This window comes from Paenibacillus sp. J22FR5, assembly GCF_059691975.1.
The window spans coordinates 188,596-201,795 of the sequence record NZ_JCAUAN010000008.1 but is presented as its reverse complement, the minus strand read 5'-3'; the positions used below and the strand labels follow the sequence as shown (position 1 = coordinate 201,795).

The window sequence follows — 13,200 nt, the reverse complement described above, 5'->3', positions numbered from 1 at the left end:
TCCTTCAGATTCGACCTCACGGTCGACACCCTTGTCTTAAGCTATGGCTACTACTGCCTTCGCCATTCGGGACTTGAACCCTAGAGATAGCGCCCATGCTGGGCGCACACGGATAAAAGCCAGCGGATCCCCGCTGGCTTTTCCCTTATTGATATAATTTGAGTAATCGTTGGATGATTACAGGCTCATTAGATTCATTTTCATTTTTCAACTTTAAAACTAGTTCTGATTTTACTTATCTGGTCTGTCATTGAGCTATATTCCGCTGTGAGCTTTTCATCATGGGGATTGTACTCCACATCTCCAGGCGGAAATAAGATGAAAACGTGATCCGCGTCTTCCCCAACTTTATATCGTTGATCAATTCCCTTCGCAATAAGACCATTCTCAAGCCAATCTTCCTTCGTCCATATCGAAATGCTAAAAATTACACCTCCAAACTCCTTATTTACCTTGTCGATAAAGAGATAGTTCACACGCCTAGAAGCTACATCGATCTTCTCTTCGACCTCATATTTCCCCTCCCAACTGGATGGAATATTCAACATGAAATGAAAATTCGGATTACTATAAATGATCTGAGGCAAATCACGAATAATGCGATAATTAACCGCACCAATATGTAGGTATGCCGCTGCATAATTCTTGAAATCACCATCCCCCTCGGTGACGAAGGTTTGTGTCTGTACTCCGAAATTAGTCCCCGTAATCATCGCATCGCCAATTTTCTCATTATCCTCGTTGTAAAAGGTTAATCCGCCCCCGATCATATTTCGCGCGTTTCCCATGCCTTCAAATTTCAATTGACCCGTAACTTTGGTCTTATCTCCCGACTTCGTTAGGATTAAATTCCCCACTGAGATACTTGAGTAATCTGGATCCCTAATATCTAATGGTTTATTTTTAACTATAATTTTTTGAGATTCCGTGTCGTAATCAATTGTTGCTCCCAGATTTTCAGCCACAAACCGAACAGGCACATATGCGTGCCCATCTACATTCAAAATCTGATAATCACTATTCATATCCACTTGACTGCCATTAATTTCAAAACTGGCTGGAAATAATAAAGCTTGAATCGTATCTGACGCGAAAGCGACGGACGAACCGGCAATGACTAGGCCACAACTTAATCCTAAGATGAATTTCTTCAAAATTGACACCTCTTTCATCTAATGGAGATCCCATATTTTAACAGCACTTACATGTAGACGCATCAGCCGAGGAATTGTTTCAAAATGAGAAAAAGCCGAGCAATGCTGCTCGACTTCTCTACCTACTTATTCAAATTGATAACTGCCGTCCAACTTTCACTTTCCCAAGCTACCTCTGCGCCAAGCGCCTCACTAACGAAGCGAAGCGGCACATACGTGGAACCTTCCGCTGAAACGAACGGAGCCATGGAAAGTGTCTGCCAATTTCCGTTAACTAGCGCTTGCTTATTCCCGAGAGTTAGTACAATCGTAGTGGAGTCTTTGACGATGCTGACTTCTTTCCGCGAGCCCTCCCAAACGACTTTAGCTCCCATCGCCTCAAAAACGCCGCGGAGCGGGATGAACGTACTTCCATCAATAATCTTGGCTTTTGGAGAAACATCTATGTACTTGCCATTGATACGAATCCCAACGTTGCCGTTACTAAATAGCTTCGTTGGACCAACCTTACCTGTCGTAGAAGAACCGTCTGAATCAGAAACCGTCGTAAAGGACCATGTCTTATCATCGACCGTTACGGTATACGTTTCACCATAGAGTAAATCCTTTTTGGGAATAAGATGCCAAGCGTTCGTATCGCCAAGGTCTTGTTTTAACTTCAAAATGTCAACAGGCTTGCCTGCAGAATCCAACAAGGTTGCGGAAACGTCTGTCTTATCTTGAGAAACCCCCGCACTGGTGATAAAATATCCCGATCTTTCCAAATCAAATTCATCCAACGGGTTAGGAATTTCATTCCCATCAAAACTAACAGGTACATCCGTTTGCCCATCATAGGGATATACGCCAATTCCTGCGTCGACAAACCAAGCTTTGGCCGGATTTAGAACAATCGCATGTTCGTTGTACCCCACACCTAACAGTGTCATGCTGGGCAAAATCAAACTCGATCTATGCAGCGGAGCATCTAGCAAGGACTGAACGCCTTCCTCTGGTGTTTTCGTAAAGAACGAAACATCCTCAAATACACCAAATGTATCCGTATCAAAGCCTACTGCAGCGGCTCGATCCCATGGAAGTTCTCCTGAGTAACCATGCTTGCTTGGCGCTTCTGTATGTCCGTTCTCCTGATTGATGAGAAGATAGTTCGCATGGTTTCCTGCTGCTTTGGTAAGTAGGGGGTCTAATTTCATCGATGGAATGCCCATATTGGACCTTACGTCATTCAAGTAGTCTAGCGCTGCAGCCGCGCTATCTACGCTGTTTCCAGCTGCCTGCAGGCTTGGATTCCCAACTACAAGGGATAATGCGGTAATCACCGCTGCTATTTTGACTTTTGTTTTCAGAGAAGTTCTCATCATACCTCCAAAATACGCTGATTTATTTCCATGAATCTAATTATTTCGACAAATTCCTTCAAAACTCCTGCAAAAATTAACACAAATAAAGGCCGCCGAGCATGGGCTCGACAGCCTTATTTTCAATCATTCATGACTCTGGATATGGATATAAATCAACGATTCTCGTGCTCTGTCCGCTTTCGTTCGTAAATACCACATGCTCTCTTCGAAATCCCCGCGGACTATCCAATCCAGAAGCTGCAGCCAATGAGAATAACCCTTCCCTCAATTGCAAAATGTAGTTCATCACCCGCCATTGCTTTTCCTCTGGAGCCAAGGCTGCCTGATACTTCGAATCCGTTGTCGTGATTCCGGTCGGGCACTTGCCAGTATGGCACTGCATCGCCATTATGCAGCCATTTGCCATCATAAAGCCGCGAGCAGAGTTGACGCAGTCCGCACCTAAAGCAAGGACGATGGCAACCTTATCCGGTGTGATGAGTTTACCTGAAGCGAAAATCTTCATACGATTGCGCACACCAAATTTCCGAGCAACATCATCAAGGATGAGCAGCGCGGCGAAAAGCGGCAAACCCATGCCATCCGCCATGGCTTTAAATGTCGCTCCTGAACCGCCTTCGGAACCGTCTACGGTTATGAAATCTGGAACCATATCCAAATCGACCATCGCTTGGAAGAACGGCTCCAGACGTTTCGGATCACCGACAACGATCTTAACCCCTACCGGTTTGCCTCCTGCTTCTTGCAAGGTATTGATGAACCGCAGTGCCTCCTCAGGATTCGTAAGAAACTCAAACCGATTCGGTGAATTGACCGTTTTGCCAATGGGGACCAATCGTGTTGCAGCAACCTTTGCCGTAACCTTGGAGCCTTCCAGGTGACCGCCACGTATTTTGGCACCTTGATGAAACTTCAATTCGAACGCTTTGATGTTAGGTAATGATGCTTTGTAACGAAAGGCATCTAGAGAAAACTGTCCTGTATCATCACGAAAACCGAACATTCCCGGACCTATTTGTGAAATGACATCGACACCTGAAGCTAAATGCTCTTCCGCTACTCCGCCTTCTCCCGTATTGATCCAAGATCCGCCTGCCATCGCTGCACCGCTGCCTGTCGATTGAATATAATTCTCCCCAACCGCCCCATAGGAGGTCGCTGAAGCACCGAACATCCCTTTGAGCCGCCATGGGTAGGTGCGATTCTCCCCGACGACAATGACATCATCGTCTGGCAGCAGCCACGGTTTAACCTGTTCGTCAATGAACTTTTCCTTCCTTGTAAACAACCCCTCATCGGTAATCACATATTTCTTCCCAGGCACCAAACCTTCATTATCTACTCGAAGCTCACTCGTCAATTTTGGAAACATGGCATTGGATAAATAAAATCCTGGCTTCTCATAATCACGTCTACCACCGAAGGAGATGAGATCTGTACGGTATTTCGCCGCATAGACCAGGCCAACAAAATCAGCCCGCGAGAACGGTTTTCCCTCTGTGTCATGATCAAACCAATATTGGCGGAACTCAGGTCCCAATTTCTCAAGCAAGTAGCGCATCCAACCTAAGAACGGGTGAGAGCGTATGATGGAGTGCTTTGGTTTCTTCGATAAAGCATACATGTAACCGAAGAATATGAGCGGTGGCAATGCAACAATTACAAGTAATATAGACAATAAAACACTATGCACCATTATGCATGACCTCCACAGCAAGCTGAACACTTCGGTTAGCATGCCACATTTTTCTAATTATTAAGCTTATGGGCGAGCTTACCACCCCATTCGCTCTTTCAGAGAAGCAATCTGGGCTATATGATGCCGATCATGCCAAACGAATCGTTGCAAAGCAACATCCAAACTCAGCACGCCGAGGATGGGACTCGTAAATGTCTTTGCGAAAACGGAAGCATCTAGTGATCGAAGCACAGCTACAAATCGAATATGTATGGATTCCAGCAGCTGAATCGAAGCTTCTGCAAACTTAATCGAATCTGAGTTCTTTATCTGGATCCCTCATGTAGTCAAACATACTCTTCACTTGAGCGAACGTATTCCGTTCTGCGGATAATTCCGGGAGTTCATTCTCTTTGAAAATTGCACTTCGCTCGTTTCCACGCCGCCCAGCGCCTTCCCTCCGATTATTTTACAGAGGATAAACATTTTGTAGACATGATAAGGCTCCGGAGGATGGTTATGAAACTTTTTATCGAGCACAGCAAGCAATTTTACTGGTACCGCATCAAATCCGGACTCCTCTTGAATCTTCTTCACAACGACCTCTGAAGGCGAATATCCAATATCCGCCCATCCCCCAGGAAGTGACCAATACAATTTCAGTATGTTTGCTGTCGCCAGTCGGCATCTCTTCACACTCCAATTTTTCTCCCAATATATAACAAATGCGAGGAAACCCCTAACACGGATGGATCACGGGCTAGTCTGATAAGAAGCTCGGTAAACTCTTCCATTTCCCCACGGTCAGTCCAAAATTGCTTTTGTTCATTCGTTAATAAGGCGCCTAGGTTAGAGGAACCAATCAAATCTAACGTCTCAAAGCCCAGGTTTTCCATAAATGGTTTAATATCTGCGACATTGTAATAATAAGCGCCTGTAAACCGACCTTGATCCGTATGATTAAAAATGCCTTCGTCTATAAAATGCTGAATAGTGGCCATATTGTCATTTGGTTTCCAAGCACTTGGGTAAAGCAACGAGGTTAGCAGCATCCGCATCCTGCTTTGGAAAGCGACGAACACGACGCCATTGCTCTTTGTTACGCGATGCAATTCTCTAACGGCAGCCACTCGATCTGCTTCCACTTGTAAATGATAAAGGGGGCCCATCATCAGCGCAGCATCGTAGGTTTGATCATCAATTCCCTGTAAATGCGTAGCATTCAGTGTATGAAAACCATTAAACATGTCTGACAGACCCAACTCACTTGCCTTATCTCTCGCAAGATCAACGAGATTAGGCGTAAGATCTGACAGGGTCACGTTATAGCCGAGTTTCGCTAATTTCATTGCGTATTTGCCTGGTCCAGCACCGTTATCTAGGACAAGACCTGAGCTAGGGAGATACTGCTTCATGTAGTGCCAATTCACCGTAAACTCAATAGGCTCCCGATCTAGTCTTCCCCACTCATCGAACTTGGTATAGTAATCGATCACATTGTTCATACGAATTTCCTCCCTTTTTGTGGAAAACCAAAAAACCCATTGCCTGCAAAGAGGCGATGGGTTTAACCTTCGCGGTACCACTCTTCTTGATTTGCAACACAAATAAGTACAAATCCTTGGGACCCGATGACGGAGGTTAACCGTTAAGATCTACAATAATTCTTCGACCTTACCACTCATGGGTGAGTTGGGGAGTCTATTGACTGTCTTCCACCGAATCGACAGTTCTCTGAACAATAGCTGTTCCTTATTAGTCCCAATCATTGCGTTTACATATTGAATTATTGGATGTTGTTGCTAGTGTATAATCCCAAATAATTCCTGTCAATTGATTCTTTTAGCGATGCAAACTCCCCTTGTATTTATTGGAAATTAGAATCATACTGACTGTAGTCATATTATGACCGTGGTCATTAACAAGCGAGGTGATGTTTATGCTCAGAGAAGTCCGCAAGCAAGAGCTTAAAGGGCAGATATTTTTGAGGGCTATTGAGCTGTTCAAAGAGAAGGGTTACGACAATGTTACGGTTGAAGAAATTGCATCCGCTTGTGGTATCGCCAAGGGAACTTTTTTTAATTATTTCCCCAAAAAGGAGCATGTCCTCCTTCATCTCGGCCATTCACAGGTCCAACTCATGAATGAAATTGTCCAAAAACATCAAGTGCCCAATCTCAGGGAGCGGTTGCAACTTATTTTCAAAGAGCTGCTCTCCACCTACTCAGAACATTCCGATTTATTAAAACTTACCTTATCCGAAACGATGAAGTCCGCCCTACTTATGAAAGAAGAATCACCCAATATTGTCATATTCCAACAGACGCTTACTCAGATAATTAATGAGGCTAAGGATTATCACGCGTTCCGAACTCGCTGGGAATCCTCTCTTATTGCTTCTATTTTAGTTGGGATCTACTTTAATACGCTCCTCTCTTGGTCGCTGATTCAATCTCAGGGTGAGGATATCATCGTCATGTTTCAAAAACAAATGGATGTAATATGGGAGGGAATTGAGCAATGAACTCATATATTGTTTATGTATCTGCTGCAATCTTACTATTGATTAGCTCGATCCATATCTACTGGGCCTTTGGAGGAAGATGGGGCGGCAGTGCAGCAATCCCCCAGAAAACGGATGGCGACGCCGTCTTTAGACCTCGTATGTTAGAAACACTTGCAGTGGCTGTATTGATTTTAGCCGTTTGTTTCGTACTCATTGCTCAGTCTGAATCGTTGTCCTTCTTACAAGCAAACACATTTACCAAATGGGCGTGTATACTTTGTGGCAGTGTTTTCCTGATTAGAGCTGTCGGGGATTTCAAAAATCTAGGTTTTTTCAAACGAATCAAAGGCACGACTTTCTCTAAGTATGATACGCGATTCTATAGTCCTCTCTGTCTGTTCTTAGCTTTTTCATTTATGTTAGCTGTTGTGTAGACGACCAAAAGCCACCGCTCATCCGATTGGATGATAGGTGGCTTTTGGTATCATACTGGATACGATTTAATCCTAACGTATTTCATAGAAAAATGCTCGAACGTCCCCGATGGGCCCACTCGCGGAACTTATCTGCAATCCAAGCAAGCTGACCCACGGGTGAATCCGTAAGACCAAACGCTAACGTTTGCGGCCGTGTCGATTGCATCACCATGTGACCCGCTGGATGGGCCAGATAACGTTCCACTTTAGCCAATTTAGGGTGATTTGGGAAATAGGCAAAAGTATGACTTCACCTAAACAAATAAAAAGCCTCCAAACCACTTCAAAAGTGGTCTGAAAGCCTAAAGTAATCCTGAATCCTTTTATTTTATAAATGCTTTTTCAGTTGTCCAATAATTTCCTCATATTCTTGCTCCGTCAGCTGCTTATTCGCAGCGGGATTCATTTCAAACATTTTCCCCCATGTGTACCCGTCCTTATACTTAGGCACAATGTGGAAATGGACATGCGGCATCGTGTCGCCAAAGGCGCCATAATTAATTTTATCAGGTGAAAAAGCACGCTCGATGGCAGAGGCAGCTTGAGCCACATCGCGCATGTACGCATCCTGCATCTCCTGTGACAAGTGGAAAAATTCATGATGATGCTCATTTAATGCAACAATACAACGTCCCTTGTATGTTTGTTCTCTAAATAAGTACAGGGTCGAAACACGCAATTGACCGATTTCGATCATCAAATTGGATAAAGCCTCATTTTTGCTGCAATAATTACATATTTGGCTCATGGTAGAAGTCTCCTATTCTAGCGTGTAGTGTGTAGAGTTTCCTAGTATCATAGCATATTTTATGGACTCTTTTGAATTCTGGAAACATACTTTTGATCATTTGCATAATCTGTTCAGGATCTCTCGAAATAAACCAATTTAATTCCTATTACAGTAAGGTTCCGCCAACTTCCTCACACGCTCAATTCCGTCCCACATATTACCAGGACCATCGTAAACAAGTGTTAACGGCCCTTCATAGCCGACAAGCTTAGCGATTTCTAAGCATCGTATAAACTCAGCCTCATCAGGGTAACCTTCGGCATTCGTTTGCACTTTAGCATGAATGGATTCACTATGTGGAATGGTTCGGGTAAGAGCATCAAATTTATCCATGCCCTTGAAATTCCCAAAATCCGAGGTAAATCCAAGGTTCTGCCCGCATCCATCCAATAACGTAAGACAATTATCTGCGATAGAGGAGAGCGATTTGAAGTTTTCTGTAACAACGCGTACGCCATGATCTGCACCGTATTGCCCTAACTCTCGCAAAGCAGCGATGGATCGTGCTAAGGCTTCTTGATCCGATGGCTCCGCATCGCCTGCAATGACGCGTACCCTCTCGGCTCCCACCAACGCCGCGATATCAATCCACCTTTTGATCCACGCAATGTCGGATTGTCTACGCAGTTCATCCGAGCTGGAGATATCGCCATATTCAAGCAGAAGCGTATAAAAGCGCAACCCTGCTTCTGCAAATGCGTTCTTCAGCGTATGTAGATACGCTTCACTCGTCTCCGGAAAATGAAAATGACAAACTTCCAGTGAAGAAAACCCCTTCCCCGCTAGAACACCTGGTAACTCGAGTAGTGCAAGCAACTCCGGTTGATCCTGAATATCCGTGAATTGCATTCGCGTATTATCATCCCAGCGTGTCCACCGTAAAGGCCCCAGATTCCGATGTAAACTCCAACTCGTCAGTGATAAAAAAGGCATAGCTTCAACCCTTTCATTTCTTCTATTATTGAAGTATCTTATCAAAGTCAAACAGGAATCACCATATTCGAAAACGCAGCAATATGTCTTATTGTGCTATTTTTATTTCGGAAACATTTACTTCATGTCGTTAATAATTAATTACATTAATCATCAAATACTATTTGATTCTCTCCAGAAGCTCCGCTAAGCGTTCATAGGAATCCTGCATCCCTTGCTCCATACCGGAATGCAGCATACCATCTCGATCAGCAACGGATTGGAACACAGATTCCATCCACAGCTTGGTCTGATCGCCATCCAACTCTTCGAATCTCGCTGTTTCGAGGATAACATGTCCTTTCTCCGGGAGTCCTTCAAACTCAAAGGTTTGAATAATCCGTTCAGGTGAAGTGACTTCATGATACACACCGCGGAACGCATACTCGTTCCCGTTGCTGTCCATATGGATATATCGCCAGTTGCCGCCACTTCTCGGCTCAAAAGTCTCCAATTGCATCGTCAACCCACGAGGTCCAAGCCACTCGACAAGAAGATTACCCTCTGTAAACGCTCTAAACACGAGCTCTCTAGGAGCATCGAACACGCGTGTCATACAAATCTGTTGACCACCTGGCTCATAGCTGAGTATAGATTCATGTTTGCTCATGCCTCAACACTTCCTCTCATTCATTTCACTTTCTTGAATTACCTTCATTTCATAATAATCGAATTTACTATATAATCCAAAAATAAATAATCATTCCTTCCCCCTATCCCCCAACTCCAAAACCATAAATTCCTCATCCCAAAAAGCACCATTCACGCACATCGATTGCGGCTCAATCCCAAATGTTTTAAAACCAAGTGAATGATAGAGCTTCTTCGAAGCGACATTGGTTACACCTGTCGTCAAAAGAATGAGCCGCAGTCCCTCTAATTGCTCCGCACGTTGAATAATCGTTTGAATGATTTGCTTCGCAATCCCTTGTTTACGGTAGGCCTCTGTCACATAAACACCCCAAATCGAGCCCTTATGCTTCAGCTTATTAGTCTTTTCTCTACGGAATCCTGCCACGCCAACAAGCCCATTCTCCTGATGAAAAGCACCTACAATGAATTGATCTTCACTCTCAGAAATACGTTCTTTTACACCCTCAGCAGGTACCAAAATAGACTCTTCATAGGAGGCCGAGAAGGCCTCTGGATAAAGTTTCAGCCCCTCCAATCGCAGTTTCCAGAATTCGTCTGCATCCGCCTTCGTTAGATTTCGAAGTGTAATCATGACTTCATCTCCTCCCATTCAATTTGACTAGCTTCTCCAATTGGACAATCGTCCCTTTTACGGTATTTGCCTATGTTCCAGCGATTCTTTGCTTCATACGCAGAAAAATTACAAGCCCATAAACGACAACACATGCCATAGATACCCCTGCGCTATAGAGGAAAACTTGTCTCATCCCATATGCCGCGCTCATGATACCACCTAAGAAGCTCCCGATAATGCGAGCCGCTCCTAGACTAAGTAAGCCATTGAGGGTTTGACCGCTTGCCTTCCACTCCGGCGGCACCTCACGGTTGATAATAGTAGCTAGCGTGACGGATAGCACAATAAAGATGAGTCCATGTAACAGCTGAACCGGCAGCAGCCAATGCGGATCGTCAATTTGGGAAAAAAGAAACCAGCGCATCGATGACGCCAATGCCGCAACGAGCAAAATCACAGAAGTCGGGATGCGCTTAAATATTTGCGCTGAGAACAAGAGAAATGGCAGTTCACTAAGTGAAGAAATCACCATCGACCAGCCTAGCAGTACGCTGTCCCCTCCCATCTCCTTAAAGTAGATCGGGAAAAAAGCATAATAATAGCCTAACGTGATTTGTATAACAAAGTTCATGCTGAGGTACAACATAAGCTTACCATTTCGAAATAGCTCACGGAATTTCTGCCCCATGACTTGGGTCGCCCGCCCTGCAGCAGGAGGAAAGCGCCACAAACAGAACAGTGCGGCAGCCATCGTACCCGCATAGACCGGAAACATGGACTCGATATATGACTTGGCAATAAATCCAAAAACGAGTGACATGATGGCAAAGCCTATTGTGCCTCCGAGACGAATCCAACCGAAGCTCCACTTCGGATGCCGATCTAACTCCTCTAACGTTATGGCATCACTAAGAGCAAAAATCGAGGTTTGAAAAAATGTAAATATGCATATAAACACAAGAATGTAGAGGAACTGATGCGAAAGCGGAAAGAACAGAATGGAAACTCCGCTACCTATAATTAATACGCGCAGCACACGATTCTTCGTTCTCGCACGATCGCCGAACGCTCCCCAAACCGGTTGACCAATCATCGCAATCAACGGTCCCAGGCTAAGTAAAATCCCAATCTCCTCTTGCGAGAACTTCGCATTGTTGAGATACACCGGCATGAATGTCCCATAAACCGCATTACCCATGTAAATGACAATATAAAAAAATATAAATGAAATCAGCTTCGTATTCGTGGTCGTTCCCTTCTTTCCAATAATTAAACAATACCTACCCGCATACGGTATCCAAATAAAATCAACCGTTCTTCTCCAGCGAACGCTTTCTTCACGAGTTCGCGAAATGCTGCCGCCTCTATCTCAAGATCTTTAGCACCCAGTTTCAGCGCGGTTTGTAAGCTCCCTTGACTTAACGCAAGATTCGCATACCTAGTCGCATCACATTTCTCCCAATTATGAAACACGATTTCTCTTGCATAACGGAATAAACCCGATTCTTGGATTTGCTTCAAATGCTCCTCCTTATTCCACTTATACGCATACTCATGCTCTTGTGCAAGCTCCGCAGCTCGTTGATCTCCAAGCAATGTAAGCTTCAAATACTGCTGCTCGATTTCCAAATCAATCATTGGCGGCCAATCACAATCATACGCGGCAAATACGCCGCCAGGCCGAAGTACTCGTGCGAATTCACGCAATGTGCTTTGGGGCTCCATCCAGTGAAACGATTGTGAACAAGTCACAATGTCAGTAGAAGCTGAGGGTAAATCCAGCTCATGGGATAAGCCCTTCATGAACTGCAGGTTTGCCGGCTTTTGCATCGCTTCCCATTTGGCAATGGCGACTGCACGCATGTCATCACTTGGCTCAACGCCGATGATTCGCTCAGCATCTTTCAACCATAGAAATGAGGAAAGGCCCGTGCCACAGCCAACATCTACAACTGTTTGTGGTTTGCGTTGTAAATACGTCGTCAAGATTGTAATTACTTCCTGAGGTGCCGTCGGCCGACTTTCATCGTACAAGGCACCGAAGCCAGTGAATCGCTGTACATTGTTTGTGCGAATGTGTTCAATCATTTGTTTATATTTCCTCCTCTTTAGTCGTAAAAAAAAGCTCAACCATAGGATGAGCTTCTAATCCATTTATTTAACGTACATGAACGTGCAGTCCTGCCTCAAGGTGTAGAATGCCTTTGTCCTGAGCGGCTTCCTTCGCAATCACATTAATCCGCTTCAGCCATTCTTCCGGCTTGTAATTGATGGTTGTGGCTTGAACCAGCCGCTCCGCATGATCATAACAGGTGTCATAGCCACCTAATTTACGAATGACCTCCGCATATTCGACAACAAGCTTTCGAGCACCTTGCGCGGTGAAACCGAAACTCTGAACTAGGGCATCAACGATTCCGCGTTCATATAGATTCAGCCGAACTTGTGTTTTCATAATAGATCCACCTGCCTCCCGTAAAAATGTTATAACCAACAAAACGTAGCGACGCTTCCCACTTCTCAGAGGAAAAAACGACTTGGTTCCCAAGACGTAACGCATCTAATTTGCGACCACGTGTGGTTCGTAAAATTTGATCATAAAACCAATGTACATCTTTATTTAATTGTACTGCTTCTTCAATAATTCGTCCAGTATCCCCATCCGCCATAGGACCAATAATGATATCAGGATGCTTATGACAAGGATCTGCTTCACCTTTTTTCATGACGCTGCGATGCCCCATCACAAATTCAGCCCACGCTAGGGAATCACTTAGAAAAATAAGAGGCTCCATCTTCGCAGGAATCGCGATGAGTTCAATCTCCAGCACACATGGAAGTTCATGCCCCATAATAGATCGAGCTGCCGCTTTTCGTGCCCAATTGCGTGCCTGTGCTGCTGAAATCGTCGTATAAAATCCTTCACCAAAGTCGCGTCCAGGACGCCAAAAGTTACTATCCAGTAATTTATCTTGAAAAAGGTTGACGAGATTGTCCGTCGTCCCATGATATAAACGTTGTGGTGTTATTATATCCATTTCGCTTCCCCCTGAAAC

17 protein-coding genes and 1 other annotated feature are annotated in these 13,200 nt (G+C 44.5%); of the genes, 2 read left to right on the top strand and 15 right to left on the bottom strand.

The annotated features are described in order from the left end of the window. Positions 1–200: 200 nt before the first annotated feature. The 6 genes from AC58P7_RS14150 to AC58P7_RS14125 all read right to left on the bottom strand — a co-directional run bounded on the left by AC58P7_RS14150 (position 201) and on the right by AC58P7_RS14125 (position 5,698). Positions 201–1,154 carry a stalk domain-containing protein gene (locus tag AC58P7_RS14150; RefSeq protein ID WP_497343774.1) on the bottom strand — a complete coding sequence of 318 codons (954 nt, stop codon included), beginning with the start codon at positions 1,152–1,154 and terminating at the stop codon, positions 201–203. A 122-nt stretch (positions 1,155–1,276) separates the two neighbouring features. Beyond that, a complete protein-coding gene (locus AC58P7_RS14145) occupies positions 1,277–2,512 on the bottom strand; it encodes a stalk domain-containing protein (protein WP_497343772.1) in 1,236 nt (411 codons plus the stop codon). A gap of 130 nt (positions 2,513–2,642) precedes the next feature. After that, positions 2,643–4,211, bottom strand: a complete 1,569-nt coding sequence (locus tag AC58P7_RS14140; RefSeq protein WP_497343770.1) for a glutamate synthase-related protein — start codon at positions 4,209–4,211, stop codon at positions 2,643–2,645. 78 nt (positions 4,212–4,289) lie between these two features. Beyond that, positions 4,290–4,445, bottom strand: coding sequence for a hypothetical protein (locus AC58P7_RS14135; protein ID WP_497343768.1), 156 nt, complete (start codon positions 4,443–4,445; stop codon positions 4,290–4,292). Between the two features lie 108 nt (positions 4,446–4,553). Then, positions 4,554–4,889 (bottom strand): NUDIX hydrolase, encoded by a 336-nt coding sequence (locus AC58P7_RS14130; RefSeq protein WP_497343766.1) that lies wholly within the window; start codon positions 4,887–4,889, stop codon positions 4,554–4,556. Continuing rightward, positions 4,886–5,698: a class I SAM-dependent methyltransferase gene (locus AC58P7_RS14125; RefSeq protein ID WP_497343764.1), complete on the bottom strand. Its 813-nt coding sequence runs from the start codon at positions 5,696–5,698 to the stop codon at positions 4,886–4,888. Before AC58P7_RS14125 ends, AC58P7_RS14130 begins: the two co-directional genes overlap by 4 nt. Before the next feature lie 46 nt (positions 5,699–5,744). Then, positions 5,745–5,971, bottom strand: a binding site (T-box leader). 161 nt (positions 5,972–6,132) lie between these two features. Between AC58P7_RS14125 and AC58P7_RS14120 the strand changes: the two genes are divergently transcribed. Then, on the top strand, positions 6,133–6,717 hold the full coding sequence (locus AC58P7_RS14120) for a TetR/AcrR family transcriptional regulator (protein ID WP_497343762.1): 585 nt from the start codon (positions 6,133–6,135) through the stop codon (positions 6,715–6,717). After that, entirely contained in the window at positions 6,714–7,133 is a 420-nt protein-coding gene (locus AC58P7_RS14115; RefSeq protein ID WP_497343760.1) for a DUF3995 domain-containing protein, read from the top strand. The genes AC58P7_RS14120 and AC58P7_RS14115 overlap by 4 nt, the downstream gene beginning before the upstream one ends. Positions 7,134–7,215: 82 nt before the next feature. On the opposite strand, the gene AC58P7_RS14110 is transcribed toward AC58P7_RS14115, so the two are convergent. From AC58P7_RS14110 to AC58P7_RS14070, 9 genes are all read right to left on the bottom strand, one after another. Then, positions 7,216–7,389 carry a hypothetical protein gene (locus AC58P7_RS14110; protein ID WP_497343758.1) on the bottom strand — a complete coding sequence of 58 codons (174 nt, stop codon included), beginning with the start codon at positions 7,387–7,389 and terminating at the stop codon, positions 7,216–7,218. Positions 7,390–7,503: 114 nt separating this feature from the next. Then, positions 7,504–7,923 carry an HIT family protein gene (locus tag AC58P7_RS14105; RefSeq protein ID WP_497343756.1) on the bottom strand — a complete coding sequence of 140 codons (420 nt, stop codon included), beginning with the start codon at positions 7,921–7,923 and terminating at the stop codon, positions 7,504–7,506. A 138-nt stretch (positions 7,924–8,061) separates the two neighbouring features. Further along, on the bottom strand, positions 8,062–8,898 hold the full coding sequence (locus AC58P7_RS14100) for a sugar phosphate isomerase/epimerase family protein (RefSeq protein WP_497343754.1): 837 nt from the start codon (positions 8,896–8,898) through the stop codon (positions 8,062–8,064). A gap of 160 nt (positions 8,899–9,058) precedes the next feature. After that, positions 9,059–9,547 carry an SRPBCC family protein gene (locus AC58P7_RS14095; protein WP_497343752.1) on the bottom strand — a complete coding sequence of 163 codons (489 nt, stop codon included), beginning with the start codon at positions 9,545–9,547 and terminating at the stop codon, positions 9,059–9,061. A gap of 90 nt (positions 9,548–9,637) precedes the next feature. Next, complete coding sequence (locus AC58P7_RS14090) at positions 9,638–10,162, bottom strand: GNAT family N-acetyltransferase (RefSeq protein ID WP_497343750.1); 525 nt, start codon at positions 10,160–10,162, stop codon at positions 9,638–9,640. A gap of 70 nt (positions 10,163–10,232) precedes the next feature. Then, complete coding sequence (locus AC58P7_RS14085) at positions 10,233–11,411, bottom strand: MFS transporter (RefSeq protein ID WP_497343785.1); 1,179 nt, start codon at positions 11,409–11,411, stop codon at positions 10,233–10,235. Between the two features lie 2 nt (positions 11,412–11,413). After that, entirely contained in the window at positions 11,414–12,232 is an 819-nt protein-coding gene (locus tag AC58P7_RS14080) for a class I SAM-dependent methyltransferase (RefSeq protein ID WP_497343748.1), read from the bottom strand. Between the two features lie 70 nt (positions 12,233–12,302). After that, positions 12,303–12,599 (bottom strand): hypothetical protein, encoded by a 297-nt coding sequence (locus AC58P7_RS14075; protein ID WP_497343746.1) that lies wholly within the window; start codon positions 12,597–12,599, stop codon positions 12,303–12,305. Continuing rightward, positions 12,568–13,182 (bottom strand): DUF3990 domain-containing protein, encoded by a 615-nt coding sequence (locus AC58P7_RS14070; protein ID WP_497343744.1) that lies wholly within the window; start codon positions 13,180–13,182, stop codon positions 12,568–12,570. The genes AC58P7_RS14075 and AC58P7_RS14070 overlap by 32 nt, the downstream gene beginning before the upstream one ends. Positions 13,183–13,200 lie beyond the last annotated feature (18 nt).

Bases quoted from the DNA above. Each gene is read 5' to 3' on its own strand.
- AC58P7_RS14145 (WP_497343772.1), bottom strand. From the start codon at position 2,512: ATGAGAACTTCTCTGAAAACAAAAGTCAAAATAGCAGCGGTGATTACC.
- AC58P7_RS14140 (WP_497343770.1), bottom strand. From the start codon at position 4,211: ATGGTGCATAGTGTTTTATTGTCTATATTACTTGTAATTGTTGCATTG.
- AC58P7_RS14125 (WP_497343764.1), bottom strand. From the start codon at position 5,698: ATGAACAATGTGATCGATTACTATACCAAGTTCGATGAGTGGGGAAGA.
- AC58P7_RS14120 (WP_497343762.1), top strand. From the start codon at position 6,133: ATGCTCAGAGAAGTCCGCAAGCAAGAGCTTAAAGGGCAGATATTTTTG.
- AC58P7_RS14115 (WP_497343760.1), top strand. From the start codon at position 6,714: ATGAACTCATATATTGTTTATGTATCTGCTGCAATCTTACTATTGATT.
- AC58P7_RS14105 (WP_497343756.1), bottom strand. From the start codon at position 7,923: ATGAGCCAAATATGTAATTATTGCAGCAAAAATGAGGCTTTATCCAAT.
- AC58P7_RS14100 (WP_497343754.1), bottom strand. From the start codon at position 8,898: ATGCCTTTTTTATCACTGACGAGTTGGAGTTTACATCGGAATCTGGGG.
- AC58P7_RS14095 (WP_497343752.1), bottom strand. From the start codon at position 9,547: ATGAGCAAACATGAATCTATACTCAGCTATGAGCCAGGTGGTCAACAG.
- AC58P7_RS14090 (WP_497343750.1), bottom strand. From the start codon at position 10,162: ATGATTACACTTCGAAATCTAACGAAGGCGGATGCAGACGAATTCTGG.
- AC58P7_RS14080 (WP_497343748.1), bottom strand. From the start codon at position 12,232: ATGATTGAACACATTCGCACAAACAATGTACAGCGATTCACTGGCTTC.
- AC58P7_RS14075 (WP_497343746.1), bottom strand. From the start codon at position 12,599: ATGAAAACACAAGTTCGGCTGAATCTATATGAACGCGGAATCGTTGAT.
- AC58P7_RS14070 (WP_497343744.1), bottom strand. From the start codon at position 13,182: ATGGATATAATAACACCACAACGTTTATATCATGGGACGACGGACAAT.